Source organism: Stenotrophomonas sp. LGBM10 (assembly GCF_046736075.1).
Lineage (GTDB): Bacteria > Pseudomonadota > Gammaproteobacteria > Xanthomonadales > Xanthomonadaceae > Stenotrophomonas.
In genome coordinates, this window is record NZ_CP177163.1 from 692,996 (window position 1) to 715,790 (window position 22,795).

Genomic DNA, 22,795 nt, shown 5'->3' on the forward strand with positions numbered 1-22,795 from the left:
TCCGCGAGCTAGGCGCACGCATGGCCGAACTGCGCCACGACCAGGGGCTGACGCAGGCGCAGTTGGGCGAGCTGATCGGCGTGAGCCAGCAGCAGATCGCCTCGTTCGAGATCGGGCGCAGGCGCGTGCCGGTGTCGTTGCTGGCGGCGCTGGCGACCGGACTGGCAGTGACAGTGGAGGAACTGATCGGAGTGCCGGGGCGGCGACCGGCCGGCAAGCGCGGGCCGGCACCGAAGCTGCAACAGCAGTTGGAGCGGATCAGTCAGCTACCGAAGGCCAAGCAGAAGATGGTGAGCGAAGTGCTCGACTCGCTGTTGGCACAGGCAGGGCGTTAAGTCTCCCTCAACTGCAGCAACGACAAGGCCCGCATTGCGGGCCTTGTGTTTTTCTAAGGTTAGGAAGTAGATCCAAAATTTCCACTAGGCAACGGAACTAGCAGCCACGGCCTGAATTTATCGAAGTAGACACGCCTCAACGCCAAGAAGGGCTTTTCATACCAGCGAATGAAAAAGAAGGTAAAGCCGGCATCCTTCAGTTTCGCTTGAAGAAGCCGCTCTTCAGTGACCTCCCATATGTCGTGCACCCAAAAGTAACTCTTTAACACGCCATTTTCTTCGTCACTAACATCATGGCGACTCATACGAGCTACTAACAACTCGCGCACTCGATGCGCCGCATTGGATGCATTGTTGGCACGAAGGAAGAACGTCGTCTGAAAGCCCCCCAGTCTCTTATCAAGCACCGGAGAACGAATGAAGACTCCTTCCACCATCACCTGATAAGAAACCATTGCGCGCCTATTTTCCTTTCAACTCTTCGTCAAGACGCTTCGAATCAAGCCTACCCTCGACACGAAAAACGCCTTGGAATCCATCAGCTCTCATGCGATCTGCTTCGTAGAAATTTGGACCATTCGGATCAATCTGCTTGTAGGCCCCAAACCAGGTTCTTTCATGATTCACCAAATCACCAGAACCAGAGGTCAGTGAGACGGAGGGATCAAACACGTCTGCGGCTTCTGCAACCTGATCAAGCCCCGCCGCTGCCGCGAGTATCCCGACACTCAACTTACCCCAGAAAGAGTGGCCTTTGGCCCCATCCGTCTGATAATGCGGCAATCCCTTTCCACCATCTTTTAGCTCATGACCAGCATGCTTTAGCTGACCATCTCTACCATGCGCTGCTGTTTCAATTTGGCTGGCAACCTGCCTGCGATCGGCTACGACATTCTGCTCAGCCCTTCTAGCTTGAACCGCTTGTTCCTGAGTCAAGCGAGCCAATTTACACATCTGGTTCGTTCCGAGTTCAACAAGCCAAGCCACCTTGCCCTTGTTCCCATCCGGATCGACAAACTTGTAAGGGTTGTTGTTTGCGTACCGGTACCTATGGAACTGCGTGATCGGACTGCTATACGCCGTCACCGGATCAACGCTGAGGAACACCCCCAGCACCGGATCGTAGTAGCGCTGCTGCATGCAGCTTAACCCAGTAAACCCGTCCATCATATGCCCGGCATACCCCGGCCCGTCCACCACCTTGCCGATCGGCGCACCATAAGGCTCGTAGTGCGTCCGCTCGACCACCACACCCGCCTGGTTCGTACTTGATACCGGGCTTCCCAGCGCGTCAGTGTGCAGATACGAAATCGTTGCGCCTGCAGCGTTGTACTCACGCTGCGCTATCAGGCTCCCTGCGACATGCACGAACTCCCGGCCGACACCCTTGCGCCCATCGCTCTGGAACACCAGGCGACCATCTTGCGCGTAGTGGGAAAGCTCGTTCCCCGCCGCGGGCGAGTAGGCAAGAATGCGACGCCCCGACGCGTCATAGTTCCTTTTCAGCCCGCGGAGTCCAGGAATCTCTTCCAGTTTTCGAAGAGACGTTCAACATTTTGATCAAGGGAGTGCTCAGCGGGAGCGTATCCATCAGTGGCGGGCATGTATCTGACGAAGCTCTCCATGCGCTCCGGATAGTAAAAATCCGCATATATCCGCTCAACCTCGCCGAGCGGATCATCAACTTCATTGCGGTTGGCATAGAGATCCGTGAGAACTGCGATAAGCCACTTCCATGAAATGCTGTCGTGATCCATATCTCCGTCCTGAACGGTGAGTCGTAGAGCCTCCGCTCCTCTCTCTTCAGGGGCAATTCTCGCCAAGTGACGTACCAGGCCCGCCAGGTCCAACCGCCCTTCAAACGCAGCCTGCTCCAGTTCGCATTGCTTCAGAGCATCAAGATCAATCAGATTTCGATCCAAACCCCACGCCAACTCGGCCAGAGTCCATGACCCGGAAGTCCGAATCCACTCATAGCTTCTCATGGTCATAGTCACTTCTTGTTCGGCATTCCATTCATACTGCCACCTTCCGCAAATCGTTGATGTGTCAAATCGCCTGACTTCTCAACGATGTACTCACATCGACCGGCTTTTCCATTGAGCTCCCCTGGCATCTGGGTCAGCGTTCTGACAACACCGTCATTTCCGGTCAGCGGAGTGTGGCCACCCCTTTTCCGCCGCGGTATCGCGCATGAAGCTTGCTGAATTGTGCCCCGCATCAGCCTCAAGTGCGCTTTCCCACCGGTCGAGAGTTCACAAGCGCCCTCCCTTCAGCGCTCAAAGCTCTTGACACTGCCACGCCTGCTCCACCTACGCCTGTAACGCCTGCGATATCTGCAGCAATGCTTGTAGCGGCTGACACAGCTCCCGGACTAGCCATGGCAGCCATGCCCACCTCCACAAGAACAGGAGCTGCCATTGCCGCCGTGACGGCAATTGCAACTGGTCGCACTGGCTCATACACAGCACCGTTACCGGCCTCCATGTGCGTGCGATGCTGCTCGACAAAGCGCTCTGATGCTTGTCGCCCATCCGAATACGTGAACGTGTACGGATTTCCGTTCGCATACCGATGCCGATTGAACTGCCCTGCTTCAGCTTCGATCCTCTGGACCCGGCTCTGCTGCAGGAAGTGCAGCGCTTTGTGGAACAGGGTGTGGCTCACTATGAAAGCGCAGGCAAGCGTTGAGGATGTAACACCGACCACTCGTACACGATCAAGAAGTGCCGATGCCCATCTTGCGGCACACGTCACCGACGCGATCCCAAGCTCGACCTGCTTGAGCGCGTAGGCAATCTGCTCCGTTGCCCAGGGCGCGGCAGCGCGTCGTCAGTGAAGTCCTCGACTCGCTGCTCGCGCAGGCCGGGCGATCACCGCTGCGATCACATCCCCAACAACGACGAGGCCCGCAGATGCGGGCCCTGTACTTCATGGGCGATCAAGAAGTGAACCTGACCCCGTTGGCTGCAAACAGCTAGTTGGGATCCTGAGGATCGACCATGCCACTTCGTCAATCTGATCCTTCGGAGTCGAATACGATCGAATTACTGATGTAGTCATCAAGAGGCTGCTCATTTCGAATTCGACTACTTTTGAGCGCCATCGTGGCAACTCGGGCTTTAACCCTTATCTTCTTGGCCTCTAGAACACCCTCTATCAACGAAGGCGAAGCGAGTTCAAATACGAACTTCTCTCCCGGCTGCACAGGATGCATAGCAGGCAACATATAGTGGCCTGTCAGCCGTGCGTAGACTTCTTCGAAATAACCAAACCAGATTTCCAGAACACGTGATTGTCTGTTAGCCCTATAGGTCGGCGCCACTTGAAGCGGAAACCACAGCGTGGATCCGGAGAAGTTGGAGACCTCCACAACCACCTTGGCAGGAGAATCGCCGACGCTGGCGCGCAGGCTTACGTTGACAACAGGAGTTTCCGCCGTCGAGACTTCTGCCGATCCAGCATACCCTTCTGCTCCGAAGGCTTGCGGAACACAAGCCGGTGCGCAAATCGCAAAAAACAGAATAGCCAACTCCGTAAATGCCAACCTACTCATCTCACTTCTCCGGCGCTAGCTCCATCTCTTCTCGGATGGGATTGGTGAGGACTCTGACTGCCGACTCTGCGGCTGGCCCAGGTGTAGCATGCGAAGCATCCTCTCTCATGAGCAACGTGCCGTGACCAAGCTCATGCAACACCAATCCTGCAGGAGTCTCAGTGGCCGAAGTCCCATCAGTAGCGGGGTAATCAGCAAGGTTATTCTTATCAAAAACAACCTCAATCTTTCCACTCACGCTTTCGCTCGCGGGAATAGTAACGCCCCCGTCCGTATTGCTCAACAGCACCATAGTTCCGTCCGCCAATGTCACAGACGCTCCTTGCGATACCAAAATCTCCTGCTGACTCTCTCTCAAGTCGCTGATAAACGCCCTCCCTAGAGGCCCGCTCCTCCTTATATCGCGAACCAGGCTTTTACTTTCTTTCTTTTCCTGTTTCGTTCCGGCGTAGACGATCTCTCGACCGTCCGGATCAAGGAACTTGTAGGGATTCCCGGCCCCGTACCAATACCGGTTGAAATACCGCGCATCGCCGTTGCTGTAGGCAGTGACCGGATCAACACTCAGGAACACCCCTAACTGCGGATCGTAGTACCGCTGCTGCATGTAGCTCAGCCCGGTAGCCCCGTCCATGATGTGCCCGGTATACCCCGGCCCGTCCACCACCTTCCCGATCGGCGCGCCATAAGGCTCGTAGTGCGTCCGCTCGACGACAGCACCCGCCTGATTGGTACTTGCCACCGGGCTTCCCAGTGCGTCAGTGTGCAGATACGAGATCGTTGCGCCTGCAGCGTTGTACTCACGCTGCGCGATCAGGCTTCCTGCGAGATGCACGAACTCCCGGCCGACGCCTTTGCGCCCATCGCTCTGGAATACCAGGCGACCATCTTGGGCGTAGTGGGAAAGCACGTTCCCCGCCGTGGGCGAGTAGGCAAGAATGCGACGCCCCAACGCGTCATAGCGATAGGTTTCGCTACCAACCACTCCGCGCAGCCGGTTCCCCAGATCGAAGTTGTGGGTGACGCCATTCTTGGCCCGAAGGTTGCCCTGGACGTCGTAGGTGAGCCCAATGACGGTATTGCCTGCCCCGTCGCGTACATTGGTGAGCTGGTTGCGGGCGTCGTACCAGTAATGGTGATCCTTCACACCCGGCAGCGTCCAGCTCTTCAGATTGTCGAGCGCATCGTAGGTAAAGCGATGCCAATAATCTCCACCGAAGTTGTTTGAGCCCGCCGCAACCAAGCGATCAAGTCCGTCGTAGGACATGTGCCGGTTGTAGAACGGACCCAGCGCAAGGTCGAAGATGTCGCTGACGTTGCCATTCGGGTCGAAGCGGGTGTCGAAATCGAGCACACCGCTGTCAGTGGTGCGCGCCGGCAATTGGCGCTCATTCTGCTGCATCGAATGCACGATGCCGTTGCCATAAGTGAACTGCTTGATGCCACCGTTGGCGTAGTAGCGCACACCGCTGGCGAAAGCACCCACGCGCGTGGCCTGGCCCAACGCATCAGGTGCGTAGTCCACTGTCAGTCCGCTGGGCCAGACCTGGCCTGCCAGGTGACCATTGGCGTTGTAGCTGTACGCGATGGGCCACTCGTACCATCCCATCTGGCCAGACGTCTCGACGCTCAGGAGGCGCCGTTTGTTGTAGGTGTAGTAGCTGAACGCCGAAGTCGTTCCTTCATCGTTCCACACCGTGAGGAGAGATGGCAGACCGTCGGGCGTGTAGACCCAGTCGGTATTGCCGTTGTTGTCAGGGAATCGAAGGTGTACGGGTCGGTTGCGCACGTCGTACCCACGCCATGCAGCGCGACCGCTGGCGACGATGGCCTCGCTGTTGCAAACCGCCAGATTCGGGTAATCAAGCCCGGCCACAGACCAGACGAGGTTGCCGGCGGCGTCATAATCCATCAGCGTGGTACCGGTTTCCGGCTCCACTGTTTTGCAGAGTCGCTGATTCGTCGAATACACATACTGTCGCGAGACTGCTTGACCACCGTCGGAACTACGACGGGTGATGGTCAAGGGCTTTCCAAACACATCACGATGGAACTCAGTAACAACGCCTTCCGGCGATCGGATCGCCATCGGCCTGTCATAGGACGGTTCAGACAGGGACTGGAACGTACCTACCGTCGATTGCCCGCGCGGATTGGTGCTGACGACCTGGCCGCCGGACAGATACTGCGTCGTGCTTACCAGTAGCCCGAGTTCACTGTCCTGTGCGACGGAAGTAGGACGTCCAACCGCGTCGTAGCTGCTCCAAGTGCCTTTCCACGGCACTGGGAAATCACTGACCGGGTAGGACGAGAAGGTCTGGCGACCATCAGCATCATGGGTGAACATCTGCAGCCGCTGGGTACCCACCTGGTCGGCCGCATCATATTCCTGGCTCAATACAGGCCGCAGCAAGGCATCGAAGTAGGTGACTTTTCTTGCATTTCCGGTCGCTACGGTCTGCCGCCAGTGGCCTGGAGGAACGCCAAATTCATTGACCTGCATGAACTCAAAGGCCTGAGTGGTGCTGTTCCACGCGACAGCGTCATCTGCCGGGTAGTCGATCCGCTTCACGCGCCCCATCGCGTCGTAGTCGTACTGCGTAATGTATCCGTTCTCGTCCGACGCCGCTGTGATCCAACCCGCGTCATTGACGGCGAACGTCTTCATTGTGCCATCTGCGAACCGTATCCAACGTGGAATGCCTCGCATCCACTGCTCGAGCTTGGTGACGTTGCCGTTGGCATCCTTGACACTGGCTACATTGCCATCCGGATGGTAAGTGAACTCCTGCTGCAGATTTCCGAAAGACCACTGCGCGGCCGGCAGTGCACGGCTGTCATAGACCGCGCTTGCCTCCACCAAACCCGTTTCGTCGTTTGTGGAACGCGCAATCTGGCCCAATACCCAGAGACCAAGCGAATCTGCGAACTGCAACGTATCAACCCTGGCGTACCAAGGACTGCTTACCCGGGTCGTCAGCGGACGTGCCAAGGCATCGAACGCAAGGATCTCTCGAGCATACTGATCGCCGCTCTCGGCAATGACCTTCTTCTTCAGCGGCTGAAGCCGCTCGATAGAAGCGAGGCTGGTGTACGCAATTCGGCTTGACCCGATCTTCTCTGGGAAAGCCTGGCCAGTTGCATCAAGTTGATACTCGTTACTCAACTCACGGACAGTGCCATTGGCATTGCTCCACCGCTGTTTAAGCAGCAGCCCGTCGTTGACGTTGTACATGTTGCCGTGTTCATACACCTCTTGACGGCCGTCGGGATGCACAACGTTTGTGACGCGAGGCAGTGCACACGCCGTCGGCAGTGACGCGCATTGCTCTTCCCAGACTTGGCTCCCAGACGCATATCCGTACTGCCACACAAGCGACCCCAGACCAGCGCCCTCCACGGTCTTCTTGATCAACGCGTACGAATACTCGGTCGGGGGTATGACCCAGTACTCGAGTACGTAGGAAGGCTTATTGCACATCTTTGGGACGTTGCTGCGCGACAGCCCAACAAAACTGAAATCGAACTTCGCAGTGGCACCTGCTGGATTTCTTACCGTATAAGCGTAGTCCAGTCCATGTATGTAGGGCACGTTCGCACACGTGGGGGGACCCGCATCGGAATACTCGAAGCTCTCGGTAATCGACTCCAGCGCCCCGGCCCCTTGATAGCTCCACGCACTGCCATCAGGCAAACTAACTTTGGACAGCATTCCACTCGCGCTGTATCCGTAGGTCCATCTCCCCAGTGCGGAATCTACTGTCGCGACCCGGTTGCCTGAGTAACCTACATTGATCCAGCGACCGTCGTTGGATTCAATCCGAGTGAGCCTTGCGCCGTCATAGTTGAAGTTGACGTAGTTGCCGAAGCGATCCTCGATGCGGCTAGTGGTGAAGTAGACCAGCGAGCGTGCCATGGGGTGGCTTTGGGTAACTGCGGCCGAGCGACCTGCGGTATAGGTTGTAGACCCGCTCGCCGCCTTCGTGATGACCCAGTCCATGTAATAGCGCAGGCCACTGGGGGATTCAACAAGGAAGCCCTCACCGGGATAACCGTTCTTCGTGGCGGGAAGACAGGACACCATCCAGAAGTCTTTTGTCCCCAAGGAGTAAGCACGGCCGGTTTCAGGGCGAACCAGGCCTGTCGTCGCGCGAATGTCCAGCAGGGTTTTGGTGGAGTCCCCTGGAATTCTTAGTTGGTACCCTTTCCAGAAGTCAGATGCCTTGTGAAAGGTAGAGCTGCTTTTCGGCGCCAGAGGTGCACTGCAGCGCGCATAGGGATTGGCGTCGGCCGTCTGCCACCCGAGACTCTGGGAGAACATGCCATAGATCATCGGCAGATCGACGTTCCAGTCGTCCATTCCGCCGAACTCATCCATCATCCTGGCTTCGTTCGGATGCCAGAAGCGACGTTCACGGATAGGCATGCTCCGGCGAAACTCCACCGGCAATTCACTGTTGCCGGGCAGTGATACATCGACAACATCAAACGCTACGGCGCCGTTGTAGGGCGCCCAAGTCTCTCCGAATGCGCCGTCCACCTTGACAGCCCGCATCTCCATAGCGGACTTCACGCGCTCGATGGCGCGTTCCTCCGACCCATAAGAGGCTTGCCCGAAGGCATCAAGCGGCATTGTTCCCAACAGGAGAAGCACTCCTGCCAGCACTACTCCCAGTTGACGTCTCATCCCTGATATTCCACTCAATCGATTGAGTGCGAAATCTACGTTTCCTTCACGCCAGCGTCAACTTAGTGAATAGGCCGAGCGACACTCCTGATACGCATACAGTGGAGCGCAACGCTCTTCACAGCTGCCGTCTGCACATTCCAGCCAACGGGCGCAGGCCAGCGACCTATGAAGACCACTTCACGCTCTCGACCTTTCCACTCGCCCGCAGCCCATCGCCAGGTCAGCAAACCTTCCGCCCTACCCCAACCCACCCTCACGCAACCGATAACTCCGGTGCACGATCCCCTCCGGCAGTTCGTCGTGGGTGATCATCAACAGGCTGCGCTGCCCCAGCGCGGCCACCATGTCGTGCAGCAGTGCCTGCGCGGTATCCACGTCCAGGCCTTCCGTGGGCTCGTCCAGCAGCAGAATCGGCGCCTCGCGCAGCAGCGCGCGGGCCAGTGCCAGACGGCGCGCCTGGCCGGCCGACATCGTGGCCCCGTTCTCGCCGACCCAGGCGGACAATCCACCCAGCTGCTCGGCCCACGTCTGCAGGCGCACGTCTGCCAGCACCTGCCACAGCCGCGCGTCGCTGGCCTCGGGGTCGCCCAGGCGCAGATTGTCGGCGACGGTGCCGGCGAACACCGGTGCGTTCTGCGGCAGCCAGGCGATCTGGCGGTGCCATTGATCCTGCGCGACGTGGCGGATGTCGATGCCGCCATAGCGCACGTAGCCGCCATCCGGATCCCACAGCCGCAGCAGCAGTGACGACAGGGTGGTCTTGCCGCTGCCGCTGTCGCCGCGGATGGCGATGCGCTCGCCGGGGCGAAGCTGCAGCTGCACTTCGTCGAGCAGTGCGCGCGACTGGCCCGGCCAACGGAAGCTGACGCGCTCGAATGCCAGGGTGGCCGGCTCAAGCGGAATCGCGACCGGGTCGGCCGGCTCGTCCACGCCCGGCGGCTGGTCGACGATGGCGTCCAGACGCACCGCTGCCACGCGGCCGGACAGCCAGGACTGCCAGGCCAGGCCGATGCCGGCCCAGAGTTCGAGCAGCGCCACCGTGAGAAACACCAGCGCGGCCGCGAATGCGGCGTCGATGGCGCCGGTCTCGAAGCCGTGCAAGGCCAGCCACAGCATGGCCACCAGGCCGCCGGCCGCGCACAGGCCGTGCAGCGCGGTGCCACTGAGCAGGCGCCAGCGGCGGCGGCGGTCGCGGGAGCGCAGCTGCTTGGCGGCGACCAGCACGCGCAGGTTCCAGTGCTCGCGCGCCTGCAGGGCGGTCAGGTCGGCCGCGCCTTCCAGGCCTTCAAACGCCTGGGTGCGCAGCTGGGCCCGGTGCAGCGCACGATCGCGCTCCTGCCCGGCGGCGCCACGCACGGTCAGCCACGGCACGCCGATGCCGACCAGCAGCGTCAGCACCGCGAGCAGTGCGGCCGCCGGCGGGTAGATGATGCCGGCCGAGAGCACGCCCACCAGCGAGATGCCGCCGAGTGCGAGCAGTGGCCCGATCGCGCGCACCAGCAGGCCGTCGACTTCGCCGATGTCCGACATCAGCCGCGCCAGCAGCTCACCGGTGCGGATGCCGGCCAGACGCGCCGGCGCCAGCGGCAGCGCGCGGCGGAAGAACCACACGCGCAGGTCGCGTGCGATGCGCAGGGTGACGTCGTGGCCGACCAGCTTTTCAAAGTAGCGCGAGACGATGCGCGCCATCGTCAGGCCGCGGATGCCGGCCGAGGGCGAGAAGAAGTTGAAGCCACTGCCCAGCCCGGCGGCACCGGCCAGCGCGGCGGCGGTGAGGAAACCACCGGACAGCCCCAGCAGTGCCGTGCCGGCCAGCATCGTGGTCCACAGCAGCAGGACGGTGAGCAGCAGGCGGGCACGGTGGCGGGCGAACACGCCGCGCAGGGTGTCGATGCGGGGCGCGCTCATGCCGGCAACTCCGAGGCGTGCCGGGCGCCACCGGCGGTCAGGGTCAGCCGCGTGTCGGCCCAGCGCATGGCGGCCTCGCTGTGGGTGGCGATGACCACGCTGCGACCGCGCGCGAACGCGGCCAGGGTGCGCAGCAGGTCGGCCTCGGTCTCCGGATCGAGGAACGCGGTGGGCTCATCGAGCAGCAGCAGCTGCGGGTCGCGCAGCAGCAGGCGGGCCAGGCCGATACGCCGTGCCTCGCCACCGGACAGGCCAAAGCCACGCTCGCCGATCACGGTGTCCAGGCCCTGCGGCAGGGCGGCGGCGAAGCGCATCACCTGCGCGGCCTCGGCGACCGCACGCAGGTGCGCATCGGTGGCGCCGGGGTCGGCCAGGCGCAGGTTGTCGGCGATGCTGCCGTGGAACAGGTACGGGCGCTGGCCGGCGTAGCCGATTTCCAGGCCCGGCCGCAGCACGATGCTGCCCGACTGCGGCGGCAGCCAGCCCGCCAGCGCTTCGAGCAGGGTGCTCTTGCCGCTGCCACTGGGCCCGACCAGGGCCACGCGCTGGCCCGCCTCGATGTGGAACGACAGGTGCTGCACCACGTCGTGCTGGGCGCCCAGCGGGCGCAGGCTGAGGTCGCGCACCACCACCGGCGGCGCGTGCGCTTCCAGCAGCTCCGGCGTGCGCGCGGTGGCGGCCGGCGCGTCGGCCGTGACGTCCTCCGGCAGCTCGCCGAGCAGGCGCTCCACCTCGGCGGCCGCGGCCAGTGCGTTGGCGCGGTCGTGGTAGTGCGCGGCCAGCCGCCGCAGCGGCGCGTAGAACTCCGGCGCCAGCAGCAGGCAGAACACGCCGATGCCCAACGTGGGCACCTGCGCATGCAGCGACATCAGGCCCAGATAACTCAGGCCGAGATACAGCGCGACCATCGCCACGCTGACCGACGCGAAGAACTCCAGCACGGTGGAGGACAGGAAGGCGATGCGCAGGACCTTCATGGTGCGTTCGCGCACGCCTTCGGCGGCGGCCTCGACCCCGGCAAGCTCGGCCTCGCCGCGGCCATACAGGCGCAGCAGGCCCAGGCCCTTGATGCGGTCGGCGAAGTGGCCACTCATCCGTGCCAGCTCGCCCAGCTGCGCGCGGCCGGCGGCTTCGGCGCCCCACCCCACCAGCATCATGAAGAACGGCACCAGCGGCGCGGTGAACACCAGGATCAGCGCCACCACCCAGTCGGCCCAGGCCACGGCCAGGGCGATCAGCAGCGGTACCACCACCACTTCGATGCGGACCGGCTGATAGCCGGCGTAGTAACTCTCGATGGCATCGGCATGGGCCAGCATCAGCTCGCCCATCTCGCCGGTGCGCTGCTGCCGCAGCCACAACGGGCCGCGCCCGAGCAGCCGCCGGTAGACCCGCTCGCGCAGTGCCAGGCGCGCCGCGTCGGCCACATCGCCGGCGGCCGCCTGGGTGGCGGTGCCGAGCGCGGCCCGTACCGCCAGCAGCCCCAGCAGCCCAAGCAGGACCGGGGTGGCCTCGGCCAGCGGCCGGTGGTCGACCAGCACGGCCTGGATCAGCCAGGCGATGGCGGCGGCCTGGCCGATCAGCAGCGCCCCGGACAGGCAGATGCACAGGGAGGCCAGCCGCTGCTGGCGGCGCGCGGCCACGCCCAGCCCGCCCAGCCAGCGCAGGCGCTGCCGGCGCAGGGCGGCGGTCTCAACAACGGTGGCGTCAGGGGGTATGCTCAAAACAGTTCACTGGCGGCCACAAGGAGGTTCCGTCGATTGTAGAGGGTGCTGGCACGACGCTCGTGCGGCAAGCGGTCGCAGGCTCGGCCAGGGTGCATACGATTCCTTCGCGAACTCGTTTGTACATTGATCTAAATCAAGGCTAATTGAAGTTGTCGGTCACAGAATTCACCCCGTAGACCCCCCTTCCCGCCACCTGTAACGGCAAAACCCAACGAGGTAGCCAGGCCATGATTGATCAGACAGTCGTAGAACTGTCGCGGCTGCAATTCGCTCTGACCGCGATGTACCACTTCCTTTTCGTACCGCTCACGCTTGGCCTGTCCTTCATGGTGGCCATCATGGAGAGCGTGTACGTCATGACCCGCAAGCAGGTCTGGCGCCAGATGACCCTGTTCTGGGGCACGCTGTTCGGCATCAACTTCGCCATCGGCGTCGCCACCGGCATCGTGATGGAATTCCAGTTCGGCATGAACTGGTCGTACTACAGCCACTACGTCGGCGATATCTTCGGCGCCCCGCTGGCGATCGAAGGCCTGATGGCCTTCTTCCTGGAAGCGACCTTCATCGGTCTGTTCTTCTTCGGCTGGAAGCGCCTGACCCCGGTCAAGCACCTCACCGTGACCTGGCTGATGGCCCTGGGCACCAACCTGTCGGCGGTGTGGATCCTGATCGCCAACGGCTGGATGCAGAACCCGACCGGCGCGATCTTCAATCCGGAAACGATGCGCATGGAGGTGGTGGACTTCGCCGCCGTGCTGTTCAACCCGGTGGCGCAGGCCAAGTTCGTGCATACGGTCAGCGCCGGCTACGTGACCGGTGCGGTGTTCGTGATGTCGATCAGCGCGCTGTACCTGCTGCGCAACAAGCACAAGGACATGGCGCGCCGCTCCTTCGCGGTGGCTGCGGCCTTCGGCCTGCTGTCTTCGCTGTCGGTGGTGGTGCTGGGTGACGAGAGCGGTTACGCCGCCAGCGAACACCAGAAGATGAAGCTGGCCGCGATTGAAGCGATGTGGGAAACCGAGCGTGCGCCGGCCGACTTCACCGCCTTCGGCATTCCCAACCAGCAGACCCACCAGAACGATTACGCGGTGAAGATCCCGTACCTGATGGGCCTGATCGCCACGCGTTCGTTGAACCAGCCGATTCCGGGCATCCTGGAGCTGGTTGAGCGTGCGGAACACCGCGTCCGCGGTGGCCAGCTGGCCTACGGTGCACTGGAACGGGTGCGCAAGGACAAGAACGACGTCGAAGCGCGCGAGATGTTCGACCGCCATTGGCAGGATCTGGGCCACGGCCTGCTGCTCAAGCGCTATCGCGAGGACATCCTCAACGCCACCCCGGAAGAAATCTCCAAGGCCGCGATGGATACCGTGCCGCGGGTCGCCCCGCTGTTCTGGACCTTCCGCATCATGGCCGGGCTGGGCTTCTACCTGATCGCCTTCTTCGCGGTCGCCTTCTACTTCTCCTGCCGCCACAACTTCCAGGACAAGCGCTGGTTCCTCAAGCTCGCCCTGTGGTCGCTGCCGGCGCCGTGGATCGCGATCGAATGCGGTTGGTTCGTGGCCGAATATGGCCGCCAGCCGTGGGCGGTGGACGGCGTGCTGCCGACCTTCTATGCCGCCTCGGGCCTGGCCCTGCATGAAATCCTGACCACGCTGGCGGTGTTCACCGCGCTGTACACGGTGCTGCTGGTGATCGAAGTGAAGCTGATGCTGAAGGCGATCCGCAAGGGCCCGGACGACATCCTGCCGTCGCTGCAGGCTGCAGCCACGTCCCTTTCCCCCAATGCCGCTGCGCCGACCCACGGTCGGGCGTAAGGCAGGAGAACCCAGATGGAATTCCTTGGACTCGATTACACCACGCTCCGCGTGATCTGGTGGCTGCTGCTCGGCATCCTGCTGATCGCCTGGGCGGTAATGGACGGCTTCGACCTCGGCGTTGGCACCCTGCTGCCGTTCGTGGCCAGGACCGACGACGAACGCCGGCTGGTGATCAACACCGTCGGCCCGGTGTGGGAAGGCAACCAGGTGTGGCTGGTGCTCGGCGGCGGTGCGATCTTCGCCGCGTGGCCGCCGCTGTACGCGGTCAGTTTCTCCGGCTTCTACCTGGCGGTGTTCCTGATGCTGTTCGGGCTGATCCTGCGCCCGGTCGCCTTCAAGTACCGCAGCAAGATGCCCAGCAAGCGCTGGCGTGGGAACTGGGACCGTGCGCTGTTCGTCGGCGGCCTGCTGCCGGCACTGATCGCCGGCGTGGCGGTGGGCAACGTGCTGGTTGGCGTGCCGTTCCACTTCGATGACAGCATGCGCATCTTCTACACCGGCACCCTGATCGGCCTGCTCAACCCGTTCGCACTGCTGGCCGGTCTGGTGAGCGTGGCGATGGTGGTCGCGCACGGGGCCGCAATGCTGGTGCTCAAGACCGACGGCCCGGTGGCCGAGCGCTCTGCCCGCTACGGCAGCGTGGCGGCGGTGCTGACCTTCGTGCTGTTTGCACTGGCCGGTGTGTGGGTGGCCTTCGGCCTGCCGGGCTACCAGATCACCTCGCAGGTGGTCACCGATGGCCCGACCAACCCGCTGCTCAAGACTGCTGAACTGGGCAGCCTGGCCGGTGGCTGGATGCGCAACTACAGCAGCATGCCCGCCACCGTGGTGTTCCCGATCCTCGGCCTGCTCGGTGCGCTGGCCAGCGCGGTCCTGCTGCGGGCCCGCCGCGGCGGCCTGGCGTTCATCGCCTCGGGCGCCTCGATCGCCGGCATCATCCTGACCGTGGGCTTTGCGATCTTCCCGTTCCTGCTGCCCTCCTCCAGCCAGCCGGGCTCCAGCCTGACCGTCTGGGACAGCTCGTCCAGCCATCTGACCCTGGGGATCATGCTGATCGCCACGGCCATCTTCCTGCCGATCATCATCGCCTACACCTCCTGGGTCTACCGCGTGATGAAGGGCAAGACCACGGCTGAAGAAATGGGCGACAACCCCAACGCTTACTGATGCGCCCCGTGGCGCTCTAGGAGACCTACAATGTGGTACTTCGCTTGGATTCTTGGTGCAGGGCTGGCTTCGGTCGTGGCCATCCTCAACGGCATGTGGTTCGAAGCCCGCGAGCAGAGCCGTACGGATAACGAAGAAAGCTAAAAAAAGGTTGCCGGCGCGGTCTTCACACCGTATCCTTGTCGGCTCCTTCGGGGTGTAGCTCAGTCTGGTAGAGCGCTACGTTCGGGACGTAGAGGTCGCAGGTTCGAATCCTGTCTCCCCGACCACTTCGGTGGTCGCATTGAAGCCTGGAAGCGTCAATTCCAGGCTTTTCTGTAAGGGCCGTGGCAACACGGCACCGAAGGTGTTTCACGGTCCCCCTTGCCGCCGAAGGGTGGGATCGATACAATAGGCGGCTCCTTACGGGGTGTAGCTCAGTCTGGTAGAGCGCTACGTTCGGGACGTAGAGGTCGCAGGTTCGAATCCTGTCTCCCCGACCACTTGATGGTCACATTGAAGCCTGGAAGACGACAGTCCTCCGGGCTTTTTTGTGTCCGTTTGTTGGGGGTTGCCGGCCAGCGGCCGGCACGACCGCCGGCGTGAAATCGTCCAGAGCAGGCCGCGCAGGTACAATGCCGGCCCGGGATGCGCGCGCTCCGCCCCATCCCCGCCATTGAATCCCCGCAGAATCCGGCGACGCGCCGGTATCTGTGCTTCCGCACATCCGGCCCCCCCACCGTGATCGCGCCACCTGCAAGAGATCCACGCCATGCCCCATACCCCTTCCCATGACACGTCCCTGCTGCGCGGGCGCGTGCTCGCCTTCACCGCGATCCTGCTGGCTGCGCTGAACCTGCGCACCGCCGTCACCTCGGTCACGCCGCTGCTGGACGTCCTCGGCCAGACCTTCGGCTTCGGCACCACCATGACCGGCGTGCTCGGCATGCTGCCGACCGCCTCGTTCGCGCTGTTCGGCGTCACCACGCCGATGCTGGCGCGCCGCATCGGCCTGGAGCGCACCGCGCTGCTGGCAATGGTGCTGGCCGCGGTGGGCCTGCTGCTGCGCTCGATGGCCGGCGGCGTGGGCAGCCTGCTGTTCGGTTCGGTGGTCGCCCTGGCCGGCATGGGCATCGGCAACGTGGTGGTGCCGCCGCTGGTGAAGCGCTACTTCGCCAACCGCGTGGGCACCGTCAGCACGCTGTACATCACCGTGCTGCAGATCGGCACCATGATGCCGGCGCTGCTTGCCGTGCCCCTGGCCGAACAGGCCGGCTGGCGCGTCTCGCTGGGCATCTGGGCACTGCTGGCCGTGGCCGCCGCCCTGCCCTGGCTGCTGCTGGCCCGCACCCGCCCGCACCCGGACCCGCTGGCGCCGGCCAACGATCCCGGCGCCCAGCCGCACGGCAAGGTCTGGAAGACGCCGCTGGGCTGGGGCATGACGCTGATGTTCGGCATGACCTCGCTGATGACCTACTCGATGTTCACCTGGCTGCCGCGCATCGTGGTGGAAGCCGGTGCCACGCCGCGCTTCGGCGGGATCATGGTGGCCATCTTCGCCGCCCTCGGCCTGCTGCCCTCGCTGACCATGCCGGCGCTGGCCGTGCGCCTACGCAATCCCTTCCCGCTTGTCCTGATCGGCTTCACCGCCTTCCTGATCGCCTTCGCCGGGCTGCTGTTCGCGCCGATGAAGGCGCCGTGGCTGTGGGCCGTGCTGCTGGGCATCGGCCCGTCCACCTTCCCGCTGGCCCTGACGCTGATCAACCTGCGCACCCGCACCCCGGCCGGCTCGGCGGCGCTGTCCGGGTTCATGCAGGGCGTGGGCTACGCGTTCAGCTGCCTGGGCCCGTTCCTGTTCGGCTGGCTGCATGCCGTCAGCGGTGGCTGGCACCTGCCCTTCGGCTTCCTGGCGCTGTGCGCGCTGGTGCTGCTCACCGCCTCGTGGATCGCCTGCAAGCCGCAGAAGCTGGAAGACCAGTGGTGAGACACCGGGCGCGGTGACCGCGCCCTACACCCGCGTCTGGCCGTCGCCGCGCACCACGAAACGTTCGACCGTCAACGCCTCCAGCCCCATCGGGCCGTAGGCGTGCAGGCGCGTGGTGGAAATGCCGATCTCCGCACCGAGGCCGAGTTCGCCGCCGTCGGAAAAACGCGACGACGCGTTGACCATCACCACCGCCGAGCGCAGTGCGTGCACGAAGCGGTCGGCCGCGGCGGTGTCTTCGGTGGCGATCACCTCGGTATGGTCGGAGGTGTACTGCTGGATATGCGCCAGCGCCTGGTCGAGATCGTCGACCACGCGCACGGCCAGGATCAAGTCCAGGTACTCGGCGGCGTAATCGTCGTCGGTGGCCGGTGCGGCATCTGCCAGCCACTGGCGGGCGCGGTCGTCGGCACGCAGCGCGACGCCACGTTCGCGCAGCGCCGCATCGGCCAGCGGCAGGAAGGTGCCGGCAACATCGGCATGTACCAGCAGCGTTTCCAGTGAATTGCAGGCCGACGGCCGGCTGCACTTGCCATCCACCAGCAGCGCCACCGCGCGCTGCAGATCGGCGGCACGGTCCACGTACAGGTGGCAGACGCCCTTGTAGTGCTTGATCACCGGCACCCGTGCATGCTCGGCCACGAAACGGATCAGGCCTTCGCCGCCGCGCGGAATCGCCAGGTCCACGAGGTCGTTGAGCTGCAGCAGCGCCAGCATCGTCTCGCGGCGCAGGTCCTCGACCAGGGTCAGGGCCGCATCGGGCACCCCCGCCTCGCGCAGCGCTCGCTTGAGGGCGGCGGCAATCGCGGTGTTGGAGTGGATCGCCTCGGAACCACCGCGCAGGATCACGCCATTGCCCGCCTTGATGCACAGCGCGGCCGCATCGGCGGTGACGTTCGGGCGTGCCTCGTAGATCATCGCGATCACGCCCAGCGGCACGCGCACCTTCTGCACGCGGATGCCGTTGGGGCGTACGTCGTCGCGGGTGACCACGCCGACCGGGTCCGGCAGGGACGCCACCTCGCGCAGTGCGGCGGCGATACCGGCCAGCCGACGCGGGTCCAGCGCGAGGCGGTCCAGCATCGCACTGCCGACGCCCTTCTCCGTCGCAGCCGCGAGGTCGCGCGCATTGGCCGCCAGAATCACCCCGGCATCGGTTTCCAGCGCTGCCGCCATCGCCTCAAGCAGGGCCGCCTTGGCCGGCGAAGACAACTGCGCCAGCTGCTGCGCGGCATCCCGGCACTGCGTGGCCAGGGTTCGGATATCGGTCATGGCGGTGGTCTCGGTAAAAGGCATCACAGCAGCACCAGGTCGTCGCGGTGGATCACGTTGCCACCGTAGTTGTAGCCGAGCACGCGCTCGATGTCGCGCGAGTGGTGGCCGGCAACACGGCGGATATCGCTGGCCGAGTACTGGCTGACCCCGCGCGCCAGGCGCAGCTCGCCGGCATCGGTGCGCACCCGCACCTCGACCATGTCGCCGCGGCGGAAGTCGCCCTCGGCCCCGAGCACGCCCCCGGGCAGCAGCGAGGCGCCCTTGTCGCGCAGCGCGACCGCGGCGCCGTCGTCGACCAGGATCGCACCCGGTTCCAACGGCGCATGGCGCAGCCAATACTTGCGCGCAGCAACCCGGGTCTGGCCGGCGTGGATGCGCGTGCCGAACAGCCGGCCCTGCGCCAGCGCGCGCACCACGTCGCTGTCGCGGCCGTTGAACAGACAGGTCTCGATGCCGACACGGCCGGCCTTGGCCGCCGCTTCCAGCTTGGTGTGCATGCCGCCGGTGCCGGCACCGCTGCCGGCACCACCGGCCATCGCCAGCACCTGCGCGGTCAGTTCCGGAACGTCGTGGATCGGCTGTGCCTGCGGATCGCGGCGCGGGTCGGCGCTGTACAGCCCGTCGATGTCGGTTGCAATGAACAGCACGTCGGCATCGATCAGCGCTGCCACGGTCGCGGCGAGATTGTCGTTGTCGCCCAGCTTGAGCTCGTCCACCGACACCGTGTCGTTCTCGTTCACCACGGGCAAGGCGCCCAGGCGCAGCAGTTCGTTGAGGGTGGCGCGTGCGTTGAGATAGCGGCGGCGGTTGCGCAGGTCGTCGTGGGTGAGCAGCACCTGCGCCACCGGGCGTTCGAAGAAGCGCTGCCACAGCCCGATCAACTGCGCCTGGCCAAGCGCGGCCAGCGCCTGGCGCGCGGCCATCGCGGCACCGGCTTCCAGCGCACGCGGCACGATGGCGCGCCCGGCCGCGACCGCGCCGGACGACACGATCACCACTTCGCGCCCGGCCAGCACATGGGCGGACACGAACTGGGCCAGGCCCAGCGCATGGCGCGGCGAGAGGCCACCGCCGTCGGCGGCCAGCAGGCTGCTGCCGACCTTGAGCACCGCGCGCTTCCACGCGGGCACGGGCTGTTCGGGAAACGGTGATTGCACGCGGGTCGGGGTCATCGCGTCGTCTGCCTCACCGGGTCGACCATTCGTGGACGGTGGCAGTGGCGCTGCCCTCTGCCATCAACGGGTCGGCATCGACAATGGCCTGCGCCGCAGCGCGATCGGCGACGTTCTGCAGCACGTAGGCGCCACCGGTCTTGTCGGTGAAGCCGCCGGTAAGCAGCAGCTGGTCATTGACGCGCAGCGTATCGAGGAAGCGCGCGTGCGCCACGCCCACCTCGTCGCGGAACGCGGGCGTGCGGGTGACCAGTACCAGGTAGCAGATGTTCATGGGGGTCTCCAATGAGAAACGGCGGCCTCGCGGCCGCCGTCGTGATTACACCAGTGCGGCCCAGCGGGCGCGCAGTTCGTCCAGCCGCAGGTCCGCGGCCGCGCCGGGCGATACGCGCGCGGCCAGGCTGCCCTCGGGCGTGCGCCCCTGGCCCGCCGTATCCGACGCAGCCGCAGCCGCCTTGTAGGCCTCGCGGAACGGCACGCCGGCAACGGCGGCTTCGACGGCGACATCGGTGGCGTACATGCCCGAGTCGATCGCCGCGCGCAGCTTGTCCTCGCGCCACTCCAGGTTGGCCAGCAGTGCCGGCAGCAGGTCCAGCGCGGCCAGGCCACGGCCGAAGCCGTGGAAGATGGCGCCCTTGCTGCTCTGCAGATCGCGGTGGTAGCCGGACGGCAGCGACAGCAGCTGCTCGATCTCGGTGCGCGCAGCGGCCACGCTCGCGTGGGTGGCGCGCATCAACTCGATCACGTCCGGGTTGCGCTTGTTGGGCATGATCGAACTGCCGGTGGTGTACTGCGCCGGCAGCGCGACGAAGCCGAATTCGCCGCTGGTGAACAGCGACAGGTCCCACGCGATGCGGCGCAGGTCCAGGGTGGCCCCGCCGAGCGCTTCCAGTGCGGCCAGTTCGAACTTGCCGCGCGAGAGCTGCGCGTAGATCGGCGACACCTGCATGCGCGCGAAGCCGAGCGCGGCGGTGGTGTGCGCGCGGTCCAGCGGCAGGTTGACGCCGTAGCCGGCGGCGGTGCCGAGCGGGTTGGCGTCGATGAGGGCGAAGGTATCGTGGGCGCGAATGGCGTTGTCGATGAAGGCTTCGGCCCAGCCGGCCCACCACATGCCCGCCGAGGACACCACGGCGCGCTGGATATGGGTATAGCCCGGCACCGGCAGGTCCTTCTCGGCCTCGGCGCGGTCCAGTGCGACCTTGGCCACTTCGCGGCTCACCGTGGCCACGTGCAGCAGCTTGTCCTTCAACCACAGGCGCGTGGCGACCAGGATCTGGTCGTTGCGGCTGCGCCCGGTGTGGATCTTGCGCCCGGCATCGCCCAGGCGCTCGGTCAGGCGCGCTTCGATCGCCGAGTGGCAGTCCTCGAAGCGCTCGTCGAGCACGAAGGCGCCGCTGCGGAAATCGTCGGCCAGCACGTCCAGTTCGCGCTGCAGCCCGGTGCGCTCATCGGCAGACAGGATGCCGATGTTCTCCAGGCCCTGGGCGTGCGCCTTGCTCGCGGCCACGTCGTAGAGGAAGAACTCGCGATCCAGGATCACGTCGTCGCCGGCCAGGAAGGTCTGGATCCTGGCGTCTACCGCCACGCCGGGCTTCTGCCACAGAAGGTCTGCCATGTCTTGCTCCAATCAATGCGGAATTGCGCTGAGTTCGTCCAGGCCAAGCGCCAGGTTGAGGTTCTGCATGGCCTGGGTGGCCGCGCCCTTGAGCAGGTTGTCCAGGGTCGCCACCACCACCACGCGCTTGCCGCCCGGGGCCACGTCGAAGCCGCCGATCTGCACGCCATGCCGGCCGGCGATGCGGCTCACCCAGGGCGCTTCGTCGATCACCTCGATCAACGGCTCGTTGGCGTAGTACGCCTGGTATGCCGCCAGCACTTCCTCGCGGGTGTGGACGCGGTCCAGCCACAGGTTGACGGTCATGGTGATGCCACGGAAATGCGGCGCCACGTGCGGCATGAACTCCACCGGCACGCGCAGGTGCGCGGAGACTTCGCGCTCGTGGATGTGGTTGGTAAGCGCGTACGGCATCAGGTTGTCCTGCAGCAGCGCGGGATTGTTCTTGTCCGACGGCGTGGTGCCCGCGCCGGAGTAACCGGAAACGCCGAAGCACTGCGGGGGACCAGCCAGGCGCTTGAGCAGCGGGCTGATCGCCAGCTGCATCGCGGTCGCGTAGCAGCCGGGGTTGCTGATGTGCTTCTGGCCCAGGTAGTCGCCGCGGGTGAGTTCGGGCAGACCGTAGTACCAGTGCTCGTTGAAGCGGTAGTCGGCCGACAGGTCCACGATCACCGTGTCCGGACGCGCGGCGTCCAGGGCCGCCACGAACGGCGCGGACAGGCCGTTGGGCAGCGCCAGGATCACCGCGTCCATGCCCTTGGCAGCGACCGCGTCGGCGTCCAGGTTTTCATACAGAAGCGGCGCGCCGTCCTGCTGCGCCAGGTCGGGAACCGGCTGCCCGGCCAGCTCGCGCGAGGACACAAAGCCCAGCTGCAGGTTCGGGTGCGCGGCGATCAGCGTGATCAGCTCGGCGCCGGTGTGGCCACGGGCGCCGACGATGCCGACGGTGAAGGGGGTGGAGGTGCTCATGCGTGTGCGTCCAGGCGGTGCTGCAGGTGGCGCTTCACGCCCTGCCATTCCGCGTCGATGATGGAGAAGATGACGGTGTCGCGCGGGGTGCCGTCGGGGTGGCGCTTGTGGTTGCGCAGCACGCCGTCCTGCTTGGCACCCAGGCGCGCGATGGCGGTGCGCGAGGCGAAGTTGAACCAGCTGGTTTCGAACACCACGCTCAGGCACTGCAGCCGCTCGAAGGCATGGGTGAGCAGCATCAGCTTGGCCTCGGTGTTGACCCCGGTGCGCTGCGCGGCCTGCCCATACCAGGTGTAGCCGATGCTGAGGCGCGGCACCTCTTCTTCCATGCCGTAGTAGCGGGTGGTGCCGACGATCTCATCGTCCGCATTGAACACCACGAACGGCAGCACCTTGCCCTCGGCCTGCGCCTGCAGCGCGGCCTGGACGTAGCCGGTCATGGTCTTGGCCGACGGCACCTGGGTGTACCAGAGCTGCGACAGCGTGCCGTCGCCCAGCGCGCCGCGCAGGCCATCGATGTGGGCCATCTGCAGCGGCTCCAGCCGCGCATGCGTACCGGCCAGAGTGGGAACGCGGGTCCAATCGGCATGATTCATCG

Annotated in this window: 18 protein-coding genes and 2 tRNA genes; 7 read left to right on the forward strand and 13 right to left on the reverse strand. The window is 64.4% G+C overall.

The genetic code is table 11. The features are described from left to right. Positions 1-20: 20 nt before the first annotated feature. On the forward strand, positions 21-335 hold the full coding sequence (locus ACLB90_RS02835) for a helix-turn-helix transcriptional regulator (RefSeq protein WP_411851530.1): 315 nt from the start codon (positions 21-23) through the stop codon (positions 333-335). A gap of 59 nt (positions 336-394) precedes the next feature. On the opposite strand, the gene ACLB90_RS02840 is transcribed toward ACLB90_RS02835, so the two are convergent. From ACLB90_RS02840 to cydD, 7 genes are all read right to left on the reverse strand, one after another. After that, on the reverse strand, positions 395-790 hold the full coding sequence (locus ACLB90_RS02840) for a hypothetical protein (protein ID WP_411851531.1): 396 nt from the start codon (positions 788-790) through the stop codon (positions 395-397). 7 nt (positions 791-797) lie between these two features. After that, a complete protein-coding gene (locus ACLB90_RS02845; RefSeq protein WP_411851532.1) occupies positions 798-1,745 on the reverse strand; it encodes an RHS repeat domain-containing protein in 948 nt (315 codons plus the stop codon). 92 nt (positions 1,746-1,837) lie between these two features. Then, a complete protein-coding gene (locus ACLB90_RS02850; RefSeq protein ID WP_411851533.1) occupies positions 1,838-2,326 on the reverse strand; it encodes a DUF2247 family protein in 489 nt (162 codons plus the stop codon). A 1,022-nt stretch (positions 2,327-3,348) separates the two neighbouring features. Further along, positions 3,349-3,891, reverse strand: coding sequence for a hypothetical protein (locus tag ACLB90_RS02855; protein ID WP_411851534.1), 543 nt, complete (start codon positions 3,889-3,891; stop codon positions 3,349-3,351). Between the two features lies 1 nt (position 3,892). Then, complete coding sequence (locus ACLB90_RS02860) at positions 3,893-8,578, reverse strand: RHS repeat domain-containing protein (RefSeq protein WP_411851535.1); 4,686 nt, start codon at positions 8,576-8,578, stop codon at positions 3,893-3,895. A 240-nt stretch (positions 8,579-8,818) separates the two neighbouring features. Continuing rightward, a complete protein-coding gene (gene cydC / locus ACLB90_RS02865) occupies positions 8,819-10,489 on the reverse strand; it encodes a thiol reductant ABC exporter subunit CydC (RefSeq protein ID WP_411851536.1) in 1,671 nt (556 codons plus the stop codon). Then, complete coding sequence (cydD, locus tag ACLB90_RS02870; RefSeq protein WP_411851537.1) at positions 10,486-12,213, reverse strand: thiol reductant ABC exporter subunit CydD; 1,728 nt, start codon at positions 12,211-12,213, stop codon at positions 10,486-10,488. Before cydD ends, cydC begins: the two co-directional genes overlap by 4 nt. A gap of 230 nt (positions 12,214-12,443) precedes the next feature. Between cydD and ACLB90_RS02875 the strand changes: the two genes are divergently transcribed. From ACLB90_RS02875 to ACLB90_RS02900, 6 genes are all read left to right on the forward strand, one after another. Next, complete coding sequence (locus ACLB90_RS02875; RefSeq protein WP_411851538.1) at positions 12,444-14,033, forward strand: cytochrome ubiquinol oxidase subunit I; 1,590 nt, start codon at positions 12,444-12,446, stop codon at positions 14,031-14,033. A gap of 15 nt (positions 14,034-14,048) precedes the next feature. Further along, positions 14,049-15,203 carry a cytochrome d ubiquinol oxidase subunit II gene (gene cydB / locus ACLB90_RS02880; RefSeq protein WP_411851539.1) on the forward strand — a complete coding sequence of 385 codons (1,155 nt, stop codon included), beginning with the start codon at positions 14,049-14,051 and terminating at the stop codon, positions 15,201-15,203. Between the two features lie 30 nt (positions 15,204-15,233). Further along, on the forward strand, positions 15,234-15,347 hold the full coding sequence (gene cydX, locus ACLB90_RS02885) for a cytochrome bd-I oxidase subunit CydX (protein WP_411851540.1): 114 nt from the start codon (positions 15,234-15,236) through the stop codon (positions 15,345-15,347). Positions 15,348-15,395: 48 nt separating this feature from the next. After that, a tRNA-Pro gene (locus tag ACLB90_RS02890) sits at positions 15,396-15,472 on the forward strand. A 136-nt stretch (positions 15,473-15,608) separates the two neighbouring features. Then, positions 15,609-15,685, forward strand: a tRNA-Pro gene (locus ACLB90_RS02895). Between the two features lie 269 nt (positions 15,686-15,954). After that, on the forward strand, positions 15,955-17,166 hold the full coding sequence (locus tag ACLB90_RS02900; RefSeq protein WP_411851541.1) for a CynX/NimT family MFS transporter: 1,212 nt from the start codon (positions 15,955-15,957) through the stop codon (positions 17,164-17,166). A 24-nt stretch (positions 17,167-17,190) separates the two neighbouring features. On the opposite strand, the gene ACLB90_RS02905 is transcribed toward ACLB90_RS02900, so the two are convergent. Genes ACLB90_RS02905 through ACLB90_RS02930 form a run of 6 tightly spaced genes read right to left on the reverse strand, consistent with a single transcriptional unit; the run spans position 17,191 to position 22,793 of the window. Next, complete coding sequence (locus ACLB90_RS02905) at positions 17,191-18,438, reverse strand: glutamate-5-semialdehyde dehydrogenase (protein ID WP_411851542.1); 1,248 nt, start codon at positions 18,436-18,438, stop codon at positions 17,191-17,193. Positions 18,439-18,461: 23 nt separating this feature from the next. Continuing rightward, positions 18,462-19,613: a glutamate 5-kinase gene (proB, locus tag ACLB90_RS02910; RefSeq protein ID WP_411851543.1), complete on the reverse strand. Its 1,152-nt coding sequence runs from the start codon at positions 19,611-19,613 to the stop codon at positions 18,462-18,464. A gap of 13 nt (positions 19,614-19,626) precedes the next feature. Then, positions 19,627-19,887, reverse strand: coding sequence for a YciI family protein (locus tag ACLB90_RS02915; protein ID WP_411851544.1), 261 nt, complete (start codon positions 19,885-19,887; stop codon positions 19,627-19,629). A 45-nt stretch (positions 19,888-19,932) separates the two neighbouring features. Continuing rightward, positions 19,933-21,228: an argininosuccinate lyase gene (gene argH, locus ACLB90_RS02920; RefSeq protein ID WP_411851545.1), complete on the reverse strand. Its 1,296-nt coding sequence runs from the start codon at positions 21,226-21,228 to the stop codon at positions 19,933-19,935. Between the two features lie 12 nt (positions 21,229-21,240). Then, positions 21,241-22,197: an N-acetyl-gamma-glutamyl-phosphate reductase gene (gene argC / locus ACLB90_RS02925; protein WP_411851546.1), complete on the reverse strand. Its 957-nt coding sequence runs from the start codon at positions 22,195-22,197 to the stop codon at positions 21,241-21,243. Further along, complete coding sequence (locus ACLB90_RS02930) at positions 22,194-22,793, reverse strand: GNAT family N-acetyltransferase (protein ID WP_411851547.1); 600 nt, start codon at positions 22,791-22,793, stop codon at positions 22,194-22,196. The genes argC and ACLB90_RS02930 overlap by 4 nt, the downstream gene beginning before the upstream one ends. Positions 22,794-22,795 lie beyond the last annotated feature (2 nt).

Coding starts and splice junctions, on each gene's coding strand:
- cydX (WP_411851540.1), top strand. CDS start 15,234: ATGTGGTACTTCGCTTGGATTCTTGGTGCAGGGCTGGCTTCGGTCGTG.
- ACLB90_RS02835 (WP_411851530.1), top strand. CDS start 21: ATGGCCGAACTGCGCCACGACCAGGGGCTGACGCAGGCGCAGTTGGGC.
- ACLB90_RS02915 (WP_411851544.1), bottom strand. CDS start 19,887: ATGAACATCTGCTACCTGGTACTGGTCACCCGCACGCCCGCGTTCCGC.
- ACLB90_RS02905 (WP_411851542.1), bottom strand. CDS start 18,438: ATGACCGATATCCGAACCCTGGCCACGCAGTGCCGGGATGCCGCGCAG.
- cydB (WP_411851539.1), top strand. CDS start 14,049: ATGGAATTCCTTGGACTCGATTACACCACGCTCCGCGTGATCTGGTGG.
- cydC (WP_411851536.1), bottom strand. CDS start 10,489: ATGAGCGCGCCCCGCATCGACACCCTGCGCGGCGTGTTCGCCCGCCAC.
- proB (WP_411851543.1), bottom strand. CDS start 19,613: ATGACCCCGACCCGCGTGCAATCACCGTTTCCCGAACAGCCCGTGCCC.
- ACLB90_RS02860 (WP_411851535.1), bottom strand. CDS start 8,578: ATGAGACGTCAACTGGGAGTAGTGCTGGCAGGAGTGCTTCTCCTGTTG.
- ACLB90_RS02850 (WP_411851533.1), bottom strand. CDS start 2,326: ATGACCATGAGAAGCTATGAGTGGATTCGGACTTCCGGGTCATGGACT.
- ACLB90_RS02930 (WP_411851547.1), bottom strand. CDS start 22,793: ATGAATCATGCCGATTGGACCCGCGTTCCCACTCTGGCCGGTACGCAT.
- ACLB90_RS02840 (WP_411851531.1), bottom strand. CDS start 790: ATGGTTTCTTATCAGGTGATGGTGGAAGGAGTCTTCATTCGTTCTCCG.
- argH (WP_411851545.1), bottom strand. CDS start 21,228: ATGGCAGACCTTCTGTGGCAGAAGCCCGGCGTGGCGGTAGACGCCAGG.
- ACLB90_RS02855 (WP_411851534.1), bottom strand. CDS start 3,891: ATGAGTAGGTTGGCATTTACGGAGTTGGCTATTCTGTTTTTTGCGATT.
- ACLB90_RS02900 (WP_411851541.1), top strand. CDS start 15,955: ATGCCCCATACCCCTTCCCATGACACGTCCCTGCTGCGCGGGCGCGTG.
- argC (WP_411851546.1), bottom strand. CDS start 22,197: ATGAGCACCTCCACCCCCTTCACCGTCGGCATCGTCGGCGCCCGTGGC.
- ACLB90_RS02875 (WP_411851538.1), top strand. CDS start 12,444: ATGATTGATCAGACAGTCGTAGAACTGTCGCGGCTGCAATTCGCTCTG.